Annotated in this window: 20 protein-coding genes and 2 pseudogenes; 6 read left to right on the forward strand and 16 right to left on the reverse strand. The window is 45.6% G+C overall.

Going from position 1 to position 16861, the window contains the following annotated elements; translation table 11 throughout:
• Positions 1-137 precede the first annotated feature (137 nt).
• From QJT81_12330 to QJT81_12345, 4 genes are all read left to right on the forward strand, one after another.
• Complete coding sequence (locus QJT81_12330; GenBank protein ID WGZ92652.1) at positions 138-392, forward strand: hypothetical protein; 255 nt, start codon at positions 138-140, stop codon at positions 390-392.
• A gap of 246 nt (positions 393-638) precedes the next feature.
• Positions 639-929, forward strand: a complete 291-nt coding sequence (locus tag QJT81_12335) for an IS66 family insertion sequence element accessory protein TnpB (protein ID WGZ92653.1) — start codon at positions 639-641, stop codon at positions 927-929.
• A complete protein-coding gene (gene tnpB, locus QJT81_12340; protein WGZ92654.1) occupies positions 929-1303 on the forward strand; it encodes an IS66 family insertion sequence element accessory protein TnpB in 375 nt (124 codons plus the stop codon). The genes QJT81_12335 and tnpB (QJT81_12340) overlap by 1 nt, the downstream gene beginning before the upstream one ends.
• On the forward strand, positions 1300-2940 hold the full coding sequence (locus tag QJT81_12345; GenBank protein ID WGZ92655.1) for an IS66 family transposase: 1641 nt from the start codon (positions 1300-1302) through the stop codon (positions 2938-2940). Before tnpB (QJT81_12340) ends, QJT81_12345 begins: the two co-directional genes overlap by 4 nt.
• Positions 2941-3145: 205 nt before the next feature.
• Here QJT81_12345 and QJT81_12350 read toward each other — a convergent pair whose 3' ends face one another.
• The 13 genes and pseudogenes from QJT81_12350 to QJT81_12410 form a co-directional block, all read right to left on the reverse strand.
• A complete protein-coding gene (locus QJT81_12350; GenBank protein ID WGZ92656.1) occupies positions 3146-4330 on the reverse strand; it encodes a phage/plasmid replication protein, II/X family in 1185 nt (394 codons plus the stop codon).
• A 111-nt stretch (positions 4331-4441) separates the two neighbouring features.
• A complete protein-coding gene (locus QJT81_12355) occupies positions 4442-4747 on the reverse strand; it encodes a hypothetical protein (GenBank protein WGZ92657.1) in 306 nt (101 codons plus the stop codon).
• A gap of 74 nt (positions 4748-4821) precedes the next feature.
• Positions 4822-5154 carry a hypothetical protein gene (locus QJT81_12360; protein ID WGZ92658.1) on the reverse strand — a complete coding sequence of 111 codons (333 nt, stop codon included), beginning with the start codon at positions 5152-5154 and terminating at the stop codon, positions 4822-4824.
• A 238-nt stretch (positions 5155-5392) separates the two neighbouring features.
• Positions 5393-5839, reverse strand: coding sequence for a hypothetical protein (locus QJT81_12365; GenBank protein ID WGZ92659.1), 447 nt, complete (start codon positions 5837-5839; stop codon positions 5393-5395).
• A gap of 45 nt (positions 5840-5884) precedes the next feature.
• Positions 5885-6097, reverse strand: coding sequence for a hypothetical protein (locus tag QJT81_12370; GenBank protein ID WGZ92660.1), 213 nt, complete (start codon positions 6095-6097; stop codon positions 5885-5887).
• Positions 6098-7093: 996 nt separating this feature from the next.
• A complete protein-coding gene (locus QJT81_12375) occupies positions 7094-7231 on the reverse strand; it encodes a hypothetical protein (GenBank protein ID WGZ92661.1) in 138 nt (45 codons plus the stop codon).
• A gap of 40 nt (positions 7232-7271) precedes the next feature.
• Positions 7272-8810: pseudogene (locus QJT81_12380) on the reverse strand (IS66 family transposase).
• 77 nt (positions 8811-8887) lie between these two features.
• Positions 8888-9262 (reverse strand): IS66 family insertion sequence element accessory protein TnpB, encoded by a 375-nt coding sequence (tnpB, locus tag QJT81_12385; protein WGZ92662.1) that lies wholly within the window; start codon positions 9260-9262, stop codon positions 8888-8890.
• Positions 9262-9552, reverse strand: a complete 291-nt coding sequence (locus QJT81_12390; protein ID WGZ92663.1) for an IS66 family insertion sequence element accessory protein TnpB — start codon at positions 9550-9552, stop codon at positions 9262-9264. The genes tnpB (QJT81_12385) and QJT81_12390 overlap by 1 nt, the downstream gene beginning before the upstream one ends.
• Positions 9553-9625: 73 nt before the next feature.
• Positions 9626-11014, reverse strand: a pseudogene (locus QJT81_12395) (IS66 family transposase).
• 77 nt (positions 11015-11091) lie between these two features.
• Positions 11092-11466 (reverse strand): IS66 family insertion sequence element accessory protein TnpB, encoded by a 375-nt coding sequence (gene tnpB / locus QJT81_12400; protein ID WGZ92664.1) that lies wholly within the window; start codon positions 11464-11466, stop codon positions 11092-11094.
• Positions 11466-11756, reverse strand: coding sequence for an IS66 family insertion sequence element accessory protein TnpB (locus QJT81_12405; protein WGZ92665.1), 291 nt, complete (start codon positions 11754-11756; stop codon positions 11466-11468). The genes tnpB (QJT81_12400) and QJT81_12405 overlap by 1 nt, the downstream gene beginning before the upstream one ends.
• 81 nt (positions 11757-11837) lie before the next feature.
• Positions 11838-12248, reverse strand: coding sequence for a hypothetical protein (locus QJT81_12410; GenBank protein ID WGZ92666.1), 411 nt, complete (start codon positions 12246-12248; stop codon positions 11838-11840).
• Between the two features lie 313 nt (positions 12249-12561).
• Between QJT81_12410 and QJT81_12415 the strand changes: the two genes are divergently transcribed.
• Together QJT81_12415 and QJT81_12420 are read left to right on the forward strand one after the other, a co-directional pair.
• Positions 12562-12996: a hypothetical protein gene (locus QJT81_12415; GenBank protein WGZ92667.1), complete on the forward strand. Its 435-nt coding sequence runs from the start codon at positions 12562-12564 to the stop codon at positions 12994-12996.
• 85 nt (positions 12997-13081) lie between these two features.
• On the forward strand, positions 13082-14353 hold the full coding sequence (locus tag QJT81_12420; protein WGZ92668.1) for an integron integrase: 1272 nt from the start codon (positions 13082-13084) through the stop codon (positions 14351-14353).
• Between the two features lie 107 nt (positions 14354-14460).
• Here the strand turns inward: QJT81_12420 and QJT81_12425 are convergent, their stop codons facing one another.
• The 3 genes from QJT81_12425 to QJT81_12435 form a co-directional block, all read right to left on the reverse strand.
• A complete protein-coding gene (locus QJT81_12425) occupies positions 14461-14712 on the reverse strand; it encodes a hypothetical protein (protein ID WGZ92669.1) in 252 nt (83 codons plus the stop codon).
• Positions 14713-14779: 67 nt separating this feature from the next.
• Complete coding sequence (locus tag QJT81_12430) at positions 14780-14929, reverse strand: hypothetical protein (protein WGZ92670.1); 150 nt, start codon at positions 14927-14929, stop codon at positions 14780-14782.
• Between the two features lie 7 nt (positions 14930-14936).
• Positions 14937-15929 (reverse strand): hypothetical protein, encoded by a 993-nt coding sequence (locus tag QJT81_12435; GenBank protein WGZ92671.1) that lies wholly within the window; start codon positions 15927-15929, stop codon positions 14937-14939.
• Between the last annotated feature and the right edge of the window lie 932 nt (positions 15930-16861).

The following is a 16861-nucleotide window of genomic DNA, read 5'->3' on the forward strand; positions in this document are numbered from 1 at the left end:
ATCCTTTAGGGGGTTGAAGGGGAACTTATGGGCGCATTTTCTATAAGTCGTTTTCCTTTTGGTGTTTTGGGAAACACCGGCTATTATGAAAATAGATAGATAGATAGATAGATAGAATAATAATGAAGGAGTTTGATATGACAGGTATAAAAAAATTTAGAGCAAAGAAGAAATTCATATTTGAGAACAAGGAAGGGAAACTTATAGTTGGTGTATCTGCCTTAGGGCAGTATCGGTATGTAGGTATTTATGATTCTCTTGAATTAGCTGAGGCGGCAAGAAATGCAGTATTAGAAGAAAATGAACTAATGTATCTGGTAGAGGAAGAGTATATTCCTAAGCCCAAGAAACGAGCTTCAAGAAATAGATCTAAGTATATTATAAAGCGATAGGCATTAATGCGTTAAATACTTACTGTGCTTCGTCCTATTGGGCGCAAATGGCATAAGCCTTATGGTTGTAGCCATAATAAAATAAAACGATTGTAGGACATCTTAGGCTCGTCTCTTGGCGAGACTCTCCACTTACAGGACTGTTGCTTTGTTGGTTGAGTGTAAGCGACCATTTCAGCACGTCTAGCCCTCGCGATTTCCACGTCCTAAACTGGTTTCCAACCTGAACAACCGAAGGAAACCTCAATGAAACGCCCTCACCGCCGTGCCAGCGAATGGCAAACCCTCATTAGCCAATGGCAAGCCAGCGGCTTATCCGCCCCGGCATTTTGTGAACAGCACAGTATCGGTTACGCCAGTTTTTGCCAATGGCGGCAGCGTCTACGCTCCGCAGATGGCGTGGAGGAACCAGCCGTTCCCGCCAATACCTTCATCGACTTGGGAGCATTATCGGCGGGTCATGCCGCGCTGGGGCAAGGCTGGCACATTGTGCTGAGTTTGGGGAATGGTGTTGAACTACGCCTGAGCCAACGCTGATGTTTGCCCCCGCCGCCACCGCCCGCATCTGGCTATGCACCCAAGCCACCGACATGCGCAAAAGCTTTACGGGGCTGACCGCTTTGGTGAAAAACCAGTTAGGGCAAAATCCCCTGAGTGGGCATTATTTCGTGTTTGTGAACCTGCGTAAAACCCAGATGAAGATCCTCTATTTTGAACCCAGCGGCTATTGCTTATGGAGCCAACGCTTGGAGCAGGGGCAATACCGGGTGCAGCCGACAACTAGCGGGCAGCGCGAACTGACCCGGACGGATTTGCAGTTGATTTTAGCAGGCATTGAGGTGCAAAAATCCAGACAATTCAAGCGTTACCAGTATCCTGTGCAGCCACATTCTGGTATAACAAGCCCATGATTTTAAAGCCATCCACCCCGTCTGACACCAGCGTTCCCATGCCGCCGATTGTGGCGGAAATGCTGGCGTTGCGTGAGGAAAATGCGGGGTTACGTGCAGACAATGCCGTCCTGCAACAGGCAGTTTCTGAATTAAAACGCCAACTGGCGTGGTTCAGGCAACAGGTCTTTGGCAGCAAATCGGAAAAGCGTCCGGTTGAGATACCGGTGGCGCAGTTGCCGTTGTTTGCCCCCGCCGCCACCCCGGTTGCCGCACCCGAGGGTGAAAGCATTACCGTCACCTACCAACGCGGCAAAGCCCCCAAGCTGCGCCCCGATGACTGCGTGAATGACAGCGGGTTACGCTTTACCGCCGATGTCCCGGTCAAGGTGATTCACCTCACCCCGCCGGAACTTCAGGGGGAAGAGGCTGACCAGTATGAGGTGATCGGCACCCAGGTGACCCATCGGGTGGCGCAACGCCCTGCCAGCTACCTGATCCTGCAATACGAGCGCCCCGTCATCAAACGCAAGGGCAGTGCTTCGGCTTCGCTCAGCAACCCACCGCTTCCCAGCCCTGCACCCGCCAACGTGCTGGAACGTAGTGTCACCGATGTCAGCTTTTTGGTGGGGATGTTGGTGGACAAGTTCCAGTACCACCTGCCGTTGTACCGCCAGCACCAACGCCTGACCCAGGCGGGGATCACCCTCAGCCGCACGACGCTGACCAATGCGGTGAAACGTGCCATCGACCTGCTCAAACCCATTGCCGAAGCGCAACTCGCCAGTGTACTGCAAAGCAAGCTGCTGGCGATGGACGAAACCCCCATCAAAGCCAGTCCCGCAGGCAACGGCAAGATGAAGCAAGGCTACTTCTGGCCGCTGTACGGGGATCAGGACGAAATCGTCTTCACCTTCTCCGCCAGCCGTGGGCGGCAACACATTGAAAAGACCCTTCGCCAACAGTTCAGCGGCACACTGCTCAGCGACGGTTACCGTGCTTATGCCAGTTACGTCAACGCCAATGACAAGATTACCCATGCCCAATGCTGGGTACACAGCCGTCGCACCTTCATTGCCGCCGAAACCGCTGAACCACAAGCAGTACGCCAAGCCCTTGACACTATCGCGGCACTCTATCAGCACGAAGCCCAGATTAACGAGAAAAAACTCGACGGGGAAGCCAAACGTACCTACCGCCTCACCCACAGCAAGCCGTTGGTCGACCAGTTCTTTGAATGGTGCCAAACCCAATTACAACGTACCGATTTAGTCCCCTCCAACCCGCTGACCAAAGCCCTTGGTTATGTCATCCGCCGCGAACACGAACTGCGCGTGTTTCTGGAAGATCCCGACGTGCCAATGGATACCAACCACATCGAACGCGCCCTGCGGCCCATCCCCATGGGCAGGAAAAACTGGTTGTTCTGCTGGACAGAACTCGGCGCGGAACACGTGGGCATCATCCAAAGCCTGATCACCACCTGCCGCCTGCATGACATTAACCCGTATGTCTATCTGATGGATGTTCTGTTGCGCGTTAGTGAGCATCCCGCTTCTCAGGTGCAAGACCTTACGCCAAGATGTTGGAAACAACGGTTTGCGGATAAGCCATTGCGCTCGGATTTGTTTGCGGATATCAACGACGGGCTAGAATGACCGTTTACGGTTGAGTGATGGGGGTTATCCCGCTTTGACACTCCGGCAGAATCTGCCTGTTAACGAGAACCTGAGAGCTGGTGCAATTTGTCTCTGTTTGGTCTGGGGGATTTGCCAGTGGAGAACGCACAATACCAGAATCTGGGATGAAACGAGAACCTAAGAGCAAGTGCCAAATTGGCAGGTTAACGAGAACCTGACAGATTCAGCCCATGAGCATGGATAAAGGGATGTTAGCTTTTGTATCCGTATCAGTATCAGACACTTCTATACGGGCTACCGTACTCTCAATTTCTGATAGTGGTATACCTGACATCTTCATGTGTCTAGGTTCAACCATCTGCAATAATGGGTTCATTCCCTCTCCATTGTAAGGACGAGCAAGGTCTACACCTATCTTATCCTTTACAGACTTTCTGTATCTTACTCGTGTTCGTTCTGCTGGAATGATTACCTCTAATGGGTCTCCAACATACTTCCATCTACAGTAGTATCCTGCTTCTACTGAATCCAATAAACTTAAATCTTCTGATACTGCTTTCATAAGTTTCAATTTCTCTCTGTATTTTTTATAAATAATTTCTGCTATGTTTATAGACCACTGGGCTACATCACTAAGCTCAAGTTTATCTAACTCTCTTGGCTTTAGTATAAGCTCTATACGTAGCTTGTCTGACATCCATTCTTGGTCTTTACTGGATAGGTATTGTAGCATCTTTTTATTATTGCGCTCTACCCATTTATCGTAAATACGAAAAGCTGAATCACTATGGACATGATTTCCAACATAGACGGTATTATCTTTTACCGTTATTGTTGCGTTTGTATCCAGACGATTAGGTAATAGACTTAGATACTGTGATGGTCTTGGAGTAATGCACATAGAGTTTATGTCTACACCGAGTATTTTTATCTCTGTGGACTCAACAACATTACCGCAGGCGGGACGGAAGACCCTAGGGAGTATGTCTATACGGTTTATTTCTGTTAGCGCCTTATGGACTGTCTCAGTGGTCAGAAACCGTATGTCTGAACTACCATACAAGTTATGACCGTAAAGGTATTTATTGGGTGAGGTTATGACCTCTATTGCTGTGTTATCTTCACATGACCTAATGTATAAAGTGGTTTCGTTTGTAGCATCTGTACTGAGTTTTATACTTTTATTGGTAGATTTTACCACTTCACCGTTATCATCCAGTTCAAGTAGGTATGTTTCTGCTATAGGACGATGTTCTCCTATTGAAATGATGAAATGTAATCTATCTATCATTACAGGTGAAAGAATGTCATGGCTGCTTAGGTAATAGTATCTTGTATTTAATAGATACTTTTTGATGATTTTAGATAAATGTTCTGGACATAATCGGGTATCGTTACTATAATGCACTTATTGAATCTCCTAATTTATTCGACTTCTTTTCGTTATGGGATTTAATGTTTTCAAACTGTAAACCTTAATACCCAATAGTCTGCATAACTACTGGGTATTTTTTTGTATTCAATCAATACAGGCTAACATAGCCATTTTGTATTTATCTGGTTCGTACTTTTGTAGTAGCTTGATGTAGTTATTTAATAACCTATCGTTCTCTGCTTGAAGTTCATCACAGCCTTGTGCTGTTCCAAGTGTCATTCTGTATCCTGCCTCTTCAAGGTGTTTAACTAAAGTAGGTGGAGCTTCCTTATGTTCTTTACAAAACTCCATTATCGTTAAACCTGATTTAATGTATTCGTTTACTAATTCCTTTAGTTGGGATTCTGAACGACGAACTACTTCTTTCCGCTTTTCTATTGTCTCTGCCATAGGTACTACCCTCGTATTAAAATTTTGAAGGTAGCACTTATGATAGTTCTGTAGCAAAAGTGTCTGACAGGTGGTCAGGAGATAAGTCTGCCTGAGAACTTATGTTCATAACGTAGAGTGTGGATTAGGTTAGCTAACTCATTGAGCTTATAATCAAGGTTGCTATCTATTGAGGTTTGGACTTGACCACCACCTAAGTTTAATGACGCTACATTAAGTGCAGTGACTTCATTTAGTAATTTTCTGATACTGGTTAACTGAGCGTTTACAGATACTACTGCTACTGGTGCTTTATCAACCCTGAAAGGTTTATTAAGTTCATCCTGCTCTCTGCGGTAATCTGCTAATTGTGCAGCTCTAAGGGCTTGCATTTCTTCTACTGTTTTAGTTTGAATTGTATTCATCATTGTAGTAGTGCTCCTTGTAAATATTCTTTTAATGATTCGTCTTTAATCAGATTTATTGCACTTGTGATTCTGATAATCTCAAAAGGATTACAACCAGTGGCAGTTAGTTCAAAAGTTTGGAATACTTCACCTTCCTCTGGTCTTTCCTTTAGCCTTAATGACCTTAGGGATACGTACTTAACGTCATCAATAGTGACGAAATGAAATTCGGTATGCTTAAAATACGAGACTCGTCTATTCATTGTTGTACCTCCAGCAGTTTCATCACATCTTCCAGCCATAGTAGGATGGCATAGGTTTCTCTATTCTCGCGCTTTGAGTAATCAATCCCTGCTGCTGTTCTGAAGAATGTCTTACCGTACTTGCTATGAGATACTTGTTTCTGTAGACCTGCCTTAACTAATAGTGAGTTAAGTGTGGGCGCGTCTAAATTATACATTGCCGCTAATTCACTAATCTTATAGTAAAGCTTATCTCCTATCTTCTCTGCCCCTATTGTGTTTCTACTTGGTAATGTTTTTTCTATACGCTCCAGCATTGTAGCTAATTCTGGTAGGTTATTATCGGTACAGTATTCTTTTAGTAGAAGTACGGTAGTATTTTTATCTACTCCTATAATGTCGTTTAAGGCTGCTACTGTTTTAGCTGTATCTAATAATTTTTCGATTTGATTTAATGTTTCCATAACTGCTCCTATTTGTGTTTTTATTATCTTGTGTAATAGCTTCACTTATGTAAGTTCACGTTTTAGATAGTTCTGCTCTATGGGAGCATCACGCTTACAGTAAATGTCTATTCCCGCTTTTTCTTTTAATGATTTTCTGTATTTGGCTCTTGTAGTTTGGTTTTGAATCCAATCTTTTACGTTATGACCAGCCTGCCAAGCTGCGTATAAACTCTTCTCAATAAAATTAAGGTCGGTATTTTCTAAAATCTCATTCATGTTTTATCGCCTTTAGGGGGTTGAGTGCGTTTAAAATTAAAATAGGTTCGTCTTGTAGCGTTTTGCCGCTTATGTGTGCGTAAGTATTTATTCCGTTTCATAGATTACCTTGGTTAAAATGCTATACGGGTAAATGGATACCGTCTTAGGGCGGAATCTTGTCTTACTTGAATGCGTTTTATACATAGGAATTCCATTTTCCTTGCACAGTTTCCTACATAAATTTGATACCCTGAGTATGTTGCTTCTGGTTAAGGCTTCATTAGTAAGTCGCTTTAAGCTTATTTCCTTTTGTAAAAAATTCCTAACGCTGTAATAGCTGCTTAGTGGAATTTCTGATTCTGGAGTATCTGTATTTGTCATTTTAGTTTAAAATCTCCTATAGTTTCTATTATTGTATCTATAAAATCTATAGTATAGGATAGCTTAGATAAGTCAATTAATAGAACTCTATTATTTGTAGTTTTTTTTATTGAGATTTTTAGGCTTACATCTGGTAGCGGAATTTATGAAATGCTGGAATTGAATAGAATAAAGGGATAAATGAAAATACAATTGTGTAGCTCGCATCTAAGCGATGCTCTCGTCTACGATAAGTGAGCACTTCTTAGCGAACGTCCCCAACCACAAGTTTGGGTAGGGGAATTAAACTTTCCCCTTATTTCTGCCGCTATAGCCTATACCCAAATACTTATCGACTCTGGAATTAAGTATGTACTCTAATGATTCGCCTGAATCTATTCTATTCCTTGGTAATTTAGGTTTGTACTTCCCGCGTTTGGATTGAATAGACTTTAGTGAATCTGAGTATCTACTTATAGCAAGACTGGGATTACTATAACTTTTGGTAGCAAAAACGAAATGCTCTCTACCTTTGAGGTAGCAGTTTAAGTAGAATAGTTCTGTAAGTGATAGGGCTTCATTACTCATCTTCTTTCTTGTATCCTGAGTATAATCCAACCGTTAAAACTGCCCCTGTTGCTGTAGCGTAAACGGTCATTCTAGCCCGTCGTTGATATCCGCAAACAAATCCGAGCGCAATGGCTTATCCGCAAACCGTTGTTTCCAACATCTTGGCGTAAGGTCTTGCACCTGAGAAGCGGGATGCTCACTAACGCGCAACAGAACATCCATCAGATAGACATACGGGTTAATGTCATGCAGGCGTAAACGGTCATTCTAGCCCGTCGTTGATATCCGCAAACAAATCCGAGCGCAATGGCTTATCCGCAAACCGTTGTTTCCAACATCTTGGCGTAAGGTCTTGCACCTGAGAAGCGGGATGCTCACTAACGCGCAACAGAACATCCATCAGATAGACATACGGGTTAATGTCATGCAGGCGGCAGGTGGTGATCAGGCTTTGGATGATGCCCACGTGTTCCGCGCCGAGTTCTGTCCAGCAGAACAACCAGTTTTTCCTGCCCATGGGGATGGGCCGCAGGGCGCGTTCGATGTGGTTGGTATCCATTGGCACGTCGGGATCTTCCAGAAACACGCGCAGTTCGTGTTCGCGGCGGATGACATAACCAAGGGCTTTGGTCAGCGGGTTGGAGGGGATTAAATCGGTACGTTGTAATTGGGTTTGGCACCATTCAAAGAACTGGTCGACCAACGGCTTGCTGTGGGTGAGGCGGTAGGTACGTTTGGCTTCCCCGTCGAGTTTTTTCTCGTTAATCTGGGCTTCGTGCTGATAGAGTGCCGCGATAGTGTCAAGGGCTTGGCGTACTGCTTGTGGTTCAGCGGTTTCGGCGGCAATGAAGGTGCGACGGCTGTGTACCCAGCATTGGGCATGGGTAATCTTGTCATTGGCGTTGACGTAACTGGCATAAGCACGGTAACCGTCGCTGAGCAGTGTGCCGCTGAACTGTTGGCGAAGAGTCTTTTCAATGTGTTGCCGCCCACGGCTGGCGGAGAAGGTGAAGACGATTTCGTCCTGATCCCCGTACAGCGGCCAGAAGTAGCCTTGCTTCATCTTGCCGTTGCCTGCGGGGCTGGCTTTGATGGGGGTTTCGTCCATCGCCAGCAGCTTGCTTTGCAGTACACTGGCGAGTTGCGCTTCGGCAATGGGTTTGAGCAGGTCGATGGCACGTTTCACCGCATTGGTCAGCGTCGTGCGGCTGAGGGTGATCCCCGCTTGGGTCAGGCGTTGGTGCTGGCGGTACAACGGCAGGTGGTACTGGAACTTGTCCACCAACATCCCCACCAAAAAGCTGACATCGGTGACACTACGTTCCAGCACGTTGGCGGGTGCAGGGCTGGGAAGTGGTGGGTTGCTGAGCGAAGCCGAAGCACTGCCCTTACGTTTGATGACCGGGCGCTCGTATTGCAGGATGAGGTAGCTGGCAGGGCGTTGCGCCACCCGATGGGTCACCTGGGTGCCGATCACCTCATACTGGTCAGCCTCTTCCCCCTGAAGTTCCGGCGGGGTGAGGTGAATCACCTTGACCGGGACATCGGCGGTAAAGCGTAACCCGCTGTCATTCACGCAGTCATCCGGGCGCAGCTTGGGGGCTTTACCGCGTTGGTAGGTGACGGTAATGCTTTCACCCTCGGGTGCGGCAACCGGGGCGGCGGCGGGGGCAAACAACGGCAACTGCGCCACCGGTATCTCAACCGGACGCTTTTCCGATTTGCTGCCAAAGACATGTTGCCTGAACCACGCCAATTGGCGTTTCAATTCAGCTATATCCTGTTTCAGGGCAGCATTTTCCTCACGCAACGCCAGCATTTCCGCCACAATCGGCGGCATGGGAACGCTGGTGTCAGACGGGGTGGATGGCTTTAAAATCATGGGCTTATTGTACCAGAATGTGGCTGCACAGGATACTGGTAACGCTTGAATTGTCTGGATTTTTGCACCTCAATGCCCGCCAAAATCAACTGCAAATCCGTCCGGGTCAGTTCGCGCTGCCCGCTGGTTGTCGGCTGCACCCGGTATTGGCCCTGCTCCAGGCGTTGGCTCCATAAGCAATAGCCGCTGGGTTCAAAATAGAGGATCTTCATCTGGGTTTTACGTAGGTTCACAAACACGAAATAATGCCCACTCAGGGGATTTTGCCCTAACTGGTTTTTCACCAAAGCGGTCAGCCCCGTAAAGCTTTTGCGCATGTCGGTGGCTTGGGTGCATAGCCAGATGCGGGCGGTGGCTGCGGGGGCAAACATCAGCGTTGGCTCAGGCGTAGTTCAACACCATTCCCCAAACTCAGCACAATGTGCCAGCCTTGCCCCAGCGCGGCATGACCCGCCGATAATGCTCCCAAGTCGATGAAGGTATTGGCGGGAACGGCTGGTTCCTCCACGCCATCTGCGGAGCGTAGACGCTGCCGCCATTGGCAAAAACTGGCGTAACCGATACTGTGCTGTTCACAAAATGCCGGGGCGGATAAGCCGCTGGCTTGCCATTGGCTAATGAGGGTTTGCCATTCGCTGGCGCGGCGGTGAGGGCGTTTCATTGAGGTTTCCTTCGGTTGTTCAGGTTGGAAACCAGTTTAGGACGTGGAAATCGCGAGGGCTAGACGTGCTGAAATGGTCGCTTACATGCAGGCGGCAGGTGGTGATCAGGCTTTGGATGATGCCCACGTGTTCCGCGCCGAGTTCTGTCCAGCAGAACAACCAGTTTTTCCTGCCCATGGGGATGGGCCGCAGGGCGCGTTCGATGTGGTTGGTATCCATTGGCACGTCGGGATCTTCCAGAAACACGCGCAGTTCGTGTTCGCGGCGGATGACATAACCAAGGGCTTTGGTCAGCGGGTTGGAGGGGATTAAATCGGTACGTTGTAATTGGGTTTGGCACCATTCAAAGAACTGGTCGACCAACGGCTTGCTGTGGGTGAGGCGGTAGGTACGTTTGGCTTCCCCGTCGAGTTTTTTCTCGTTAATCTGGGCTTCGTGCTGATAGAGTGCCGCGATAGTGTCAAGGGCTTGGCGTACTGCTTGTGGTTCAGCGGTTTCGGCGGCAATGAAGGTGCGACGGCTGTGTACCCAGCATTGGGCATGGGTAATCTTGTCATTGGCGTTGACGTAACTGGCATAAGCACGGTAACCGTCGCTGAGCAGTGTGCCGCTGAACTGTTGGCGAAGAGTCTTTTCAATGTGTTGCCGCCCACGGCTGGCGGAGAAGGTGAAGACGATTTCGTCCTGATCCCCGTACAGCGGCCAGAAGTAGCCTTGCTTCATCTTGCCGTTGCCTGCGGGGCTGGCTTTGATGGGGGTTTCGTCCATCGCCAGCAGCTTGCTTTGCAGTACACTGGCGAGTTGCGCTTCGGCAATGGGTTTGAGCAGGTCGATGGCACGTTTCACCGCATTGGTCAGCGTCGTGCGGCTGAGGGTGATCCCCGCTTGGGTCAGGCGTTGGTGCTGGCGGTACAACGGCAGGTGGTACTGGAACTTGTCCACCAACATCCCCACCAAAAAGCTGACATCGGTGACACTACGTTCCAGCACGTTGGCGGGTGCAGGGCTGGGAAGTGGTGGGTTGCTGAGCGAAGCCGAAGCACTGCCCTTACGTTTGATGACCGGGCGCTCGTATTGCAGGATGAGGTAGCTGGCAGGGCGTTGCGCCACCCGATGGGTCACCTGGGTGCCGATCACCTCATACTGGTCAGCCTCTTCCCCCTGAAGTTCCGGCGGGGTGAGGTGAATCACCTTGACCGGGACATCGGCGGTAAAGCGTAACCCGCTGTCATTCACGCAGTCATCCGGGCGCAGCTTGGGGGCTTTACCGCGTTGGTAGGTGACGGTAATGCTTTCACCCTCGGGTGCGGCAACCGGGGCGGCGGCGGGGGCAAACAACGGCAACTGCGCCACCGGTATCTCAACCGGACGCTTTTCCGATTTGCTGCCAAAGACATGTTGCCTGAACCACGCCAATTGGCGTTTCAATTCAGCTATATCCTGTTTCAGGGCAGCATTTTCCTCACGCAACGCCAGCATTTCCGCCACAATCGGCGGCATGGGAACGCTGGTGTCAGACGGGGTGGATGGCTTTAAAATCATGGGCTTATTGTACCAGAATGTGGCTGCACAGGATACTGGTAACGCTTGAATTGTCTGGATTTTTGCACCTCAATGCCCGCCAAAATCAACTGCAAATCCGTCCGGGTCAGTTCGCGCTGCCCGCTGGTTGTCGGCTGCACCCGGTATTGGCCCTGCTCCAGGCGTTGGCTCCATAAGCAATAGCCGCTGGGTTCAAAATAGAGGATCTTCATCTGGGTTTTACGTAGGTTCACAAACACGAAATAATGCCCACTCAGGGGATTTTGCCCTAACTGGTTTTTCACCAAAGCGGTCAGCCCCGTAAAGCTTTTGCGCATGTCGGTGGCTTGGGTGCATAGCCAGATGCGGGCGGTGGCTGCGGGGGCAAACATCAGCGTTGGCTCAGGCGTAGTTCAACACCATTCCCCAAACTCAGCACAATGTGCCAGCCTTGCCCCAGCGCGGCATGACCCGCCGATAATGCTCCCAAGTCGATGAAGGTATTGGCGGGAACGGCTGGTTCCTCCACGCCATCTGCGGAGCGTAGACGCTGCCGCCATTGGCAAAAACTGGCGTAACCGATACTGTGCTGTTCACAAAATGCCGGGGCGGATAAGCCGCTGGCTTGCCATTGGCTAATGAGGGTTTGCCATTCGCTGGCGCGGCGGTGAGGGCGTTTCATTGAGGTTTCCTTCGGTTGTTCAGGTTGGAAACCAGTTTAGGACGTGGAAATCGCGAGGGCTAGACGTGCTGAAATGGTCGCTTACGCTGTAGCTGCTACTATTTTGCCATAACTCCATTTTGCGAATTTTCCACCAAGATACGTACCTGCTACAGTTGAAAATTTATTTACCGTTTTATCGAAACTTCTCATGACTGACTCTGATAGTTCATCTACTACAGAGGGGTTTGTCTTTGGCGCGGGTTTTCCTGTAGCTTCAATCTTAGATGACTGGTACGCCTCATCCATAGCAATACTATGGTTCATTTGACGTATTCTTTCTGAACCCTCTCTACCACGACGATTATTGTAATTAAGTAGATGCTGGTCAAAATCAAAAGGAACGTGTTCCATCTCCATCATGTGTCTGTTTACGCTTGTATAAGAACTACTGTATTTATCATTTAGCGTTTGTGGCTTTTTTTGTTTCTGCTGTTTATCTTTTCTGCTCATTTTGTATTGACTCCTTATAGTAGTTTAAAAATTTATAATATTATTTTTTTAAGGTAAGTCATTTAAATCGAAAAGTGAAGTGAAAAAGTTGCCCCCGGTATAGCTTAAACTCATTATTATTTGAATACGCACCTGGTGCGTGTGAGGTAGGTTCTTATACTCCACCTAGGGGAGTATCGCGGTTTCCGCCCCGTGGGGGTCTCTACAGCCCTTGTCTCAAGCCAATCATTGGCGGTTAGGCAATCACATCAAACTGTTTATCAAATTCAATATAGGACTTGTCGTCCGCGTATCGTACCTTAGGAGGTTTATTATGTTCGTTTCTATTAAAAACTTTTTTAAATCTGCTTATGAATTCATGAGCAGTAAGATTACTGGCGCTTATGTACGAGTCAATGATTGGCTGGTAGACAAGCTCACAGGAGAGATACTTGATGAGCTTGATGTTAATCCAACATTTTGGAATGCGGTCTATAGAGCTGGTAGAATTGCTTTATTGGGCAAGCGTGATAGCTCTATTAAGGAATCTGTGATTAGGAATGCTACTGTAGCTTTAGTTGCTATTAGTGGTGGAGCATTAGCTGCTGGTGTATTTCAGATGACCCTTAGTTCTGGATTTATGATAGCCGTAGCTTCTATCTATGGTGCTCTATTTGTTTTTAATCTGGCACTTGAGCTGATTAGGAATCACATGATTAAGGAAGTCAATGCAGTGATGGGAAACTTTGAAGACTTTGCCACTGAATAAAATCCAAGTATCTCTATCAGTACAAGCCCTGTGGGAGAAATCTCATGGGGCTTTTTTTTGCCTATAACCTAAAGGAATCTTAATTATGAAAACCATTTGTTCTGTATCTGTATGGAATACACTATCATCTGAAGTATTCTTCTATTCTCAATTTACCCTAACTGGACTCAAGTTAGATAAAGCTAATAGGTATCTTGCTTCACTGAAGCGTAGGATTATGACTATCTCTAATGGTAGTCCTGATTTTGATACTGCTGTATCTGAATCTCGTATAGTTGTAGCTGGATACAATAAGGCTATAAACGATTTACTGGGTGAAGTATACGAACCTATTAGAACCGATTTTGAGTTAAACAGAGACACATCAAATCTTGTTCCTGTTGCCCCTGTCAAGGTCGAATCTGTTGAAGCTCTCCTTGTGAGGGTTCAAGAGTTTATGAGAACTAAGGGCTATTCACGTAAGACTGAGCAGGCTTATCTGATATGGATTAAGAGGTACGTATCCTTTAATAATAATAGACATCCCTCAAAACTGAATCATCTGAACATTGAAGCGTTTATTAATCATCTGGTAAATGTTGATAAGGTTGCTATAGCTACTCAAAGGCAGGCGTTTAATGGTGTAATGTTTCTGTATCTGAAATTTCTTCAGGTGAAACTTGACCCAATGAATTCTATGAAGCTGTCATCTAAGCAAGTTAAGTTGCCTACTGTCCTGAATAAGGATGAAGTAGCTAAACTTTTTGCTGAATTAGATGGGACACAGCTACTTATTGCGAAATTATTGTATGGAACAGGTATGAGACTTATGGAGTGTGCGACACTCCGTATTAGAGACATAGACTTTCAACGTGGTGAGATTCATGTACACGCTGGTAAAGGTGGTAAGGATAGGATTCTTATGCTACCTAAAACTCTTACTGCTGAAATGAAGGAACATGTTAACTCCGTAGCTGACATACACGCTAAGGATTTAGCTAATGGTTGGGGTAAAGTTGTTATACCTTGGCTTAAGGGTAATAAACTTAAGGCTCGTCAATCTGAATTAGGCTATCAGTTCTTGTTCCCTGCTTCTAAGATTTATGTTGATAAGGATAGCCATGAATGCTTTAGACATCACATCCATGAGACGTACATACAGAAGACTTTACGCAGTGCTGGCTTGAAAGCTGGTATCACTAAGGGCGTGTATCCCCACTGTCTCAGACATTCATTTGCCACAGCTCTACTTGAAGCGGGCTATGACATTAGGTCTATACAGGAACTTATGGGGCATTCCGACATTAGCACGACATCTGTATACCTCCACGTTGCTAACATAAGTGCTAACGGTTGCAGGTCTCCACTAGACTTGTGATAACGGTTTCTTCATCTGGGGCTTGCTGGTAACATTCCCTAGGGCATTTAACAAGATGTTGCTGCATACCTGACGGATGCAGAACTAAGACGTTAGAGTAATTACGCCTATCCTCTGAATGTCTCATAGAGATTGGTATTTGGGCTATTATCTTCTCTGAATGCTCTGTTTGTCTTGATGGCGTTCAGTAGCTCATAGATCTTTTCAAGATTAGCACTTACTTGGTGGGACAATTCAGCCTTGTTCGGCAGGACTGATGTATCTTGTAAAAGATTATCAATGGTGGCGGCTAAATATAATGCCGCGAATAGTTCTTTTTGAAGTTGTCTATAATTGTAAGTCTGATTTGGATTGCTCATTTGGATTTCCTCTTGATGGTATTGAATCTGATCCTTTTGGATCGTTTTATGTTGTGTCTACAGATTTTCACGAGTCATGCAGCCATTGCCACTTTTTCTCTTGTGATTTTCTAAGTCTTTGTTTTCTTTGAATTTCTTCAATGAGTCTACGTTTTTCTACTTCGGGAATTTCTTTTAATTCTCCTGAGTATCTGTCTTTTTGTGGTTCTTTTTTCATTTGCCCTCTATTGTTTTAATCCTTTTGTGAACCCTGTGATGATATGGGTCTCTGCAAATGGTTTGGCAATATCCAACCCTTTGATTTTTAATGCTTTCTTATAATTGAAGTACGTTCTCTTTGATGCTTTAGCTTTCCATTGATCAAGGTTTCCGGCTTTCCAATAGTCCACTAATTTTTCTTCGCCTAATGTTAGTTCTGGCATTTCTGGAACAATAGTGCCATCAGTGAGCTTGTAAAAGTTTTTATTGAATACATCTAATAGCTTTTGGGAATTTACTTGCTTCATGTCTCTTAGTCCTTGTCTTTTCATTTCTTGGTAGCGGAATCTAAATTCCACTCTGAGTGTGTTTTTCATTATTTCTATTTCTGCTGGGGTATACAGATGCTGCGTTCCATGTGCGACCACCTCGGCATATTTGCAATAGATAAGACAAGATGCCTCTCTGCCTGTGTGCCTTGTCCCAAAAACAATGGCGGTGGAAATAGTATTTCCTTTTGAATCAACATATTGCTGTGGCATTAGTCCTTTCCAGCGAAGTGGTGTCAACTTGGCATTAAGGTATAAAGGCTTCAGTTCTTGAGAAATATCAATCTGATTGGTTAAATCCATCATCGTGGTATCTGATAAACGGCGATAGGCATTTAGGAACTGCTGATATAGCTCATGCTTCCGATCTTTGGGGCTAAAGAATGCTGCCATAATTTCAAATGGGACGCTTCTAAAGACAAATGGATTTAGTGATCCTGTTAAATTTTTCCCTGTTGCTGCTTTTGGTGGACAATACTCAAATCCAATAAAATTTGGGTTGTCATTCGTGACAATAGTTATAAATCCCTTATTCTCTATGCTTGGGTTCTGGATACGATAGATTCCTTTGTAGGGTTGTGGAACTTTATAGTTTTCCATCAATTCCAGAAGGTATTGCAAATTTATCTCAGATTTGGGAATATTGTCCCTTGCCCAGTCGGCATGAGGTTGATGATTCCTTAAAATCATTTTTGGGTCTCCTTGGTGGTAGAGGAGTCCTAATAGAAAAGATCAGATGTAGCTCTCTGGTCTTTTTTTTTGTCTTCTGGTTTTGTCTCTGTTGTTCTTCACTTGGGACTCGGAACAACTATCAGAACCTAAGATTTTATCGTTCAGAATACCTTTGTGGGTATTCTTCTCTGAATCTTAGTTTCTTACTGATTTCTCTTTATGTTTTGTTCCCCTATTAAGAGATGCACTTTTGTTCCACCCCTAATTTTTGGAGATTTGAGAGAAAATCCAGAAATTTTTAATCCTCTGTAATCCTTATGGGATAAGGGCTGGAGGACTGTTTAGGTATAATTTTTTTATAGCCTTGGACGCTGATATTATATTAGCCAGCCAACAGAAAATCAATGCATAATTTGCACTAATGTTCTACCAAAATAATACTGGAATAGTTATAGAATCATTATGGAACAATAGAATTATCTTGATAGCTTTGTCTAATCCGTGAGAGTGTTTTCGGACTATAAAAATTAATCAAGGTCTAATATTGAGACTTTTGTTCCAGTCCTACATAATCAAATTTCGTCTGATTGTTTTTTAACAGTCGGACTTCCCAGAACATCAAGTGCCAATTGATGTAATTTGTAATTTCATTTTTTCCTTATTAGCCGCTTTGGGCAGAAATCCATCGCGGCTTTTTTTTTGGTCTGAAGAAATGCAACTTAACATCATTGCCTTATTATTCTTGTTTGAATTAATTACAGCTTTGGGGTATACTTTAATGATAGCCTGATTTAAAGGCTATGCCCGCTATTAAGCAAATCACTATATCTTGTAGTTTATGTCTTTTAAATCAACGAGATACCACAATAGGTTGTGGTTTTATTATCATAACCTACCGATGCCAGAATCCTATCAATTAAGAACAACTACCCTTGTGATAGAAATGGCAC

Source organism: Candidatus Thiothrix putei, assembly GCA_029972225.1.
Lineage (GTDB): Bacteria > Pseudomonadota > Gammaproteobacteria > Thiotrichales > Thiotrichaceae > Thiothrix > Thiothrix putei.

Bases quoted from the DNA above. Each gene is read 5' to 3' on its own strand.
- QJT81_12330 (WGZ92652.1), top strand. From the start codon at position 138: ATGACAGGTATAAAAAAATTTAGAGCAAAGAAGAAATTCATATTTGAG.
- QJT81_12335 (WGZ92653.1), top strand. From the start codon at position 639: ATGAAACGCCCTCACCGCCGTGCCAGCGAATGGCAAACCCTCATTAGC.
- tnpB (WGZ92654.1), top strand. From the start codon at position 929: ATGTTTGCCCCCGCCGCCACCGCCCGCATCTGGCTATGCACCCAAGCC.
- QJT81_12345 (WGZ92655.1), top strand. From the start codon at position 1,300: ATGATTTTAAAGCCATCCACCCCGTCTGACACCAGCGTTCCCATGCCG.
- QJT81_12355 (WGZ92657.1), bottom strand. From the start codon at position 4,747: ATGGCAGAGACAATAGAAAAGCGGAAAGAAGTAGTTCGTCGTTCAGAA.
- QJT81_12360 (WGZ92658.1), bottom strand. From the start codon at position 5,154: ATGATGAATACAATTCAAACTAAAACAGTAGAAGAAATGCAAGCCCTT.
- QJT81_12365 (WGZ92659.1), bottom strand. From the start codon at position 5,839: ATGGAAACATTAAATCAAATCGAAAAATTATTAGATACAGCTAAAACA.
- QJT81_12370 (WGZ92660.1), bottom strand. From the start codon at position 6,097: ATGAATGAGATTTTAGAAAATACCGACCTTAATTTTATTGAGAAGAGT.
- QJT81_12375 (WGZ92661.1), bottom strand. From the start codon at position 7,231: ATGGATGTTCTGTTGCGCGTTAGTGAGCATCCCGCTTCTCAGGTGCAA.
- tnpB (WGZ92662.1), bottom strand. From the start codon at position 9,262: ATGTTTGCCCCCGCAGCCACCGCCCGCATCTGGCTATGCACCCAAGCC.
- QJT81_12390 (WGZ92663.1), bottom strand. From the start codon at position 9,552: ATGAAACGCCCTCACCGCCGCGCCAGCGAATGGCAAACCCTCATTAGC.
- tnpB (WGZ92664.1), bottom strand. From the start codon at position 11,466: ATGTTTGCCCCCGCAGCCACCGCCCGCATCTGGCTATGCACCCAAGCC.
- QJT81_12405 (WGZ92665.1), bottom strand. From the start codon at position 11,756: ATGAAACGCCCTCACCGCCGCGCCAGCGAATGGCAAACCCTCATTAGC.
- QJT81_12410 (WGZ92666.1), bottom strand. From the start codon at position 12,248: ATGAGCAGAAAAGATAAACAGCAGAAACAAAAAAAGCCACAAACGCTA.
- QJT81_12415 (WGZ92667.1), top strand. From the start codon at position 12,562: ATGTTCGTTTCTATTAAAAACTTTTTTAAATCTGCTTATGAATTCATG.
- QJT81_12420 (WGZ92668.1), top strand. From the start codon at position 13,082: ATGAAAACCATTTGTTCTGTATCTGTATGGAATACACTATCATCTGAA.
- QJT81_12425 (WGZ92669.1), bottom strand. From the start codon at position 14,712: ATGAGCAATCCAAATCAGACTTACAATTATAGACAACTTCAAAAAGAA.
- QJT81_12430 (WGZ92670.1), bottom strand. From the start codon at position 14,929: ATGAAAAAAGAACCACAAAAAGACAGATACTCAGGAGAATTAAAAGAA.
- QJT81_12435 (WGZ92671.1), bottom strand. From the start codon at position 15,929: ATGATTTTAAGGAATCATCAACCTCATGCCGACTGGGCAAGGGACAAT.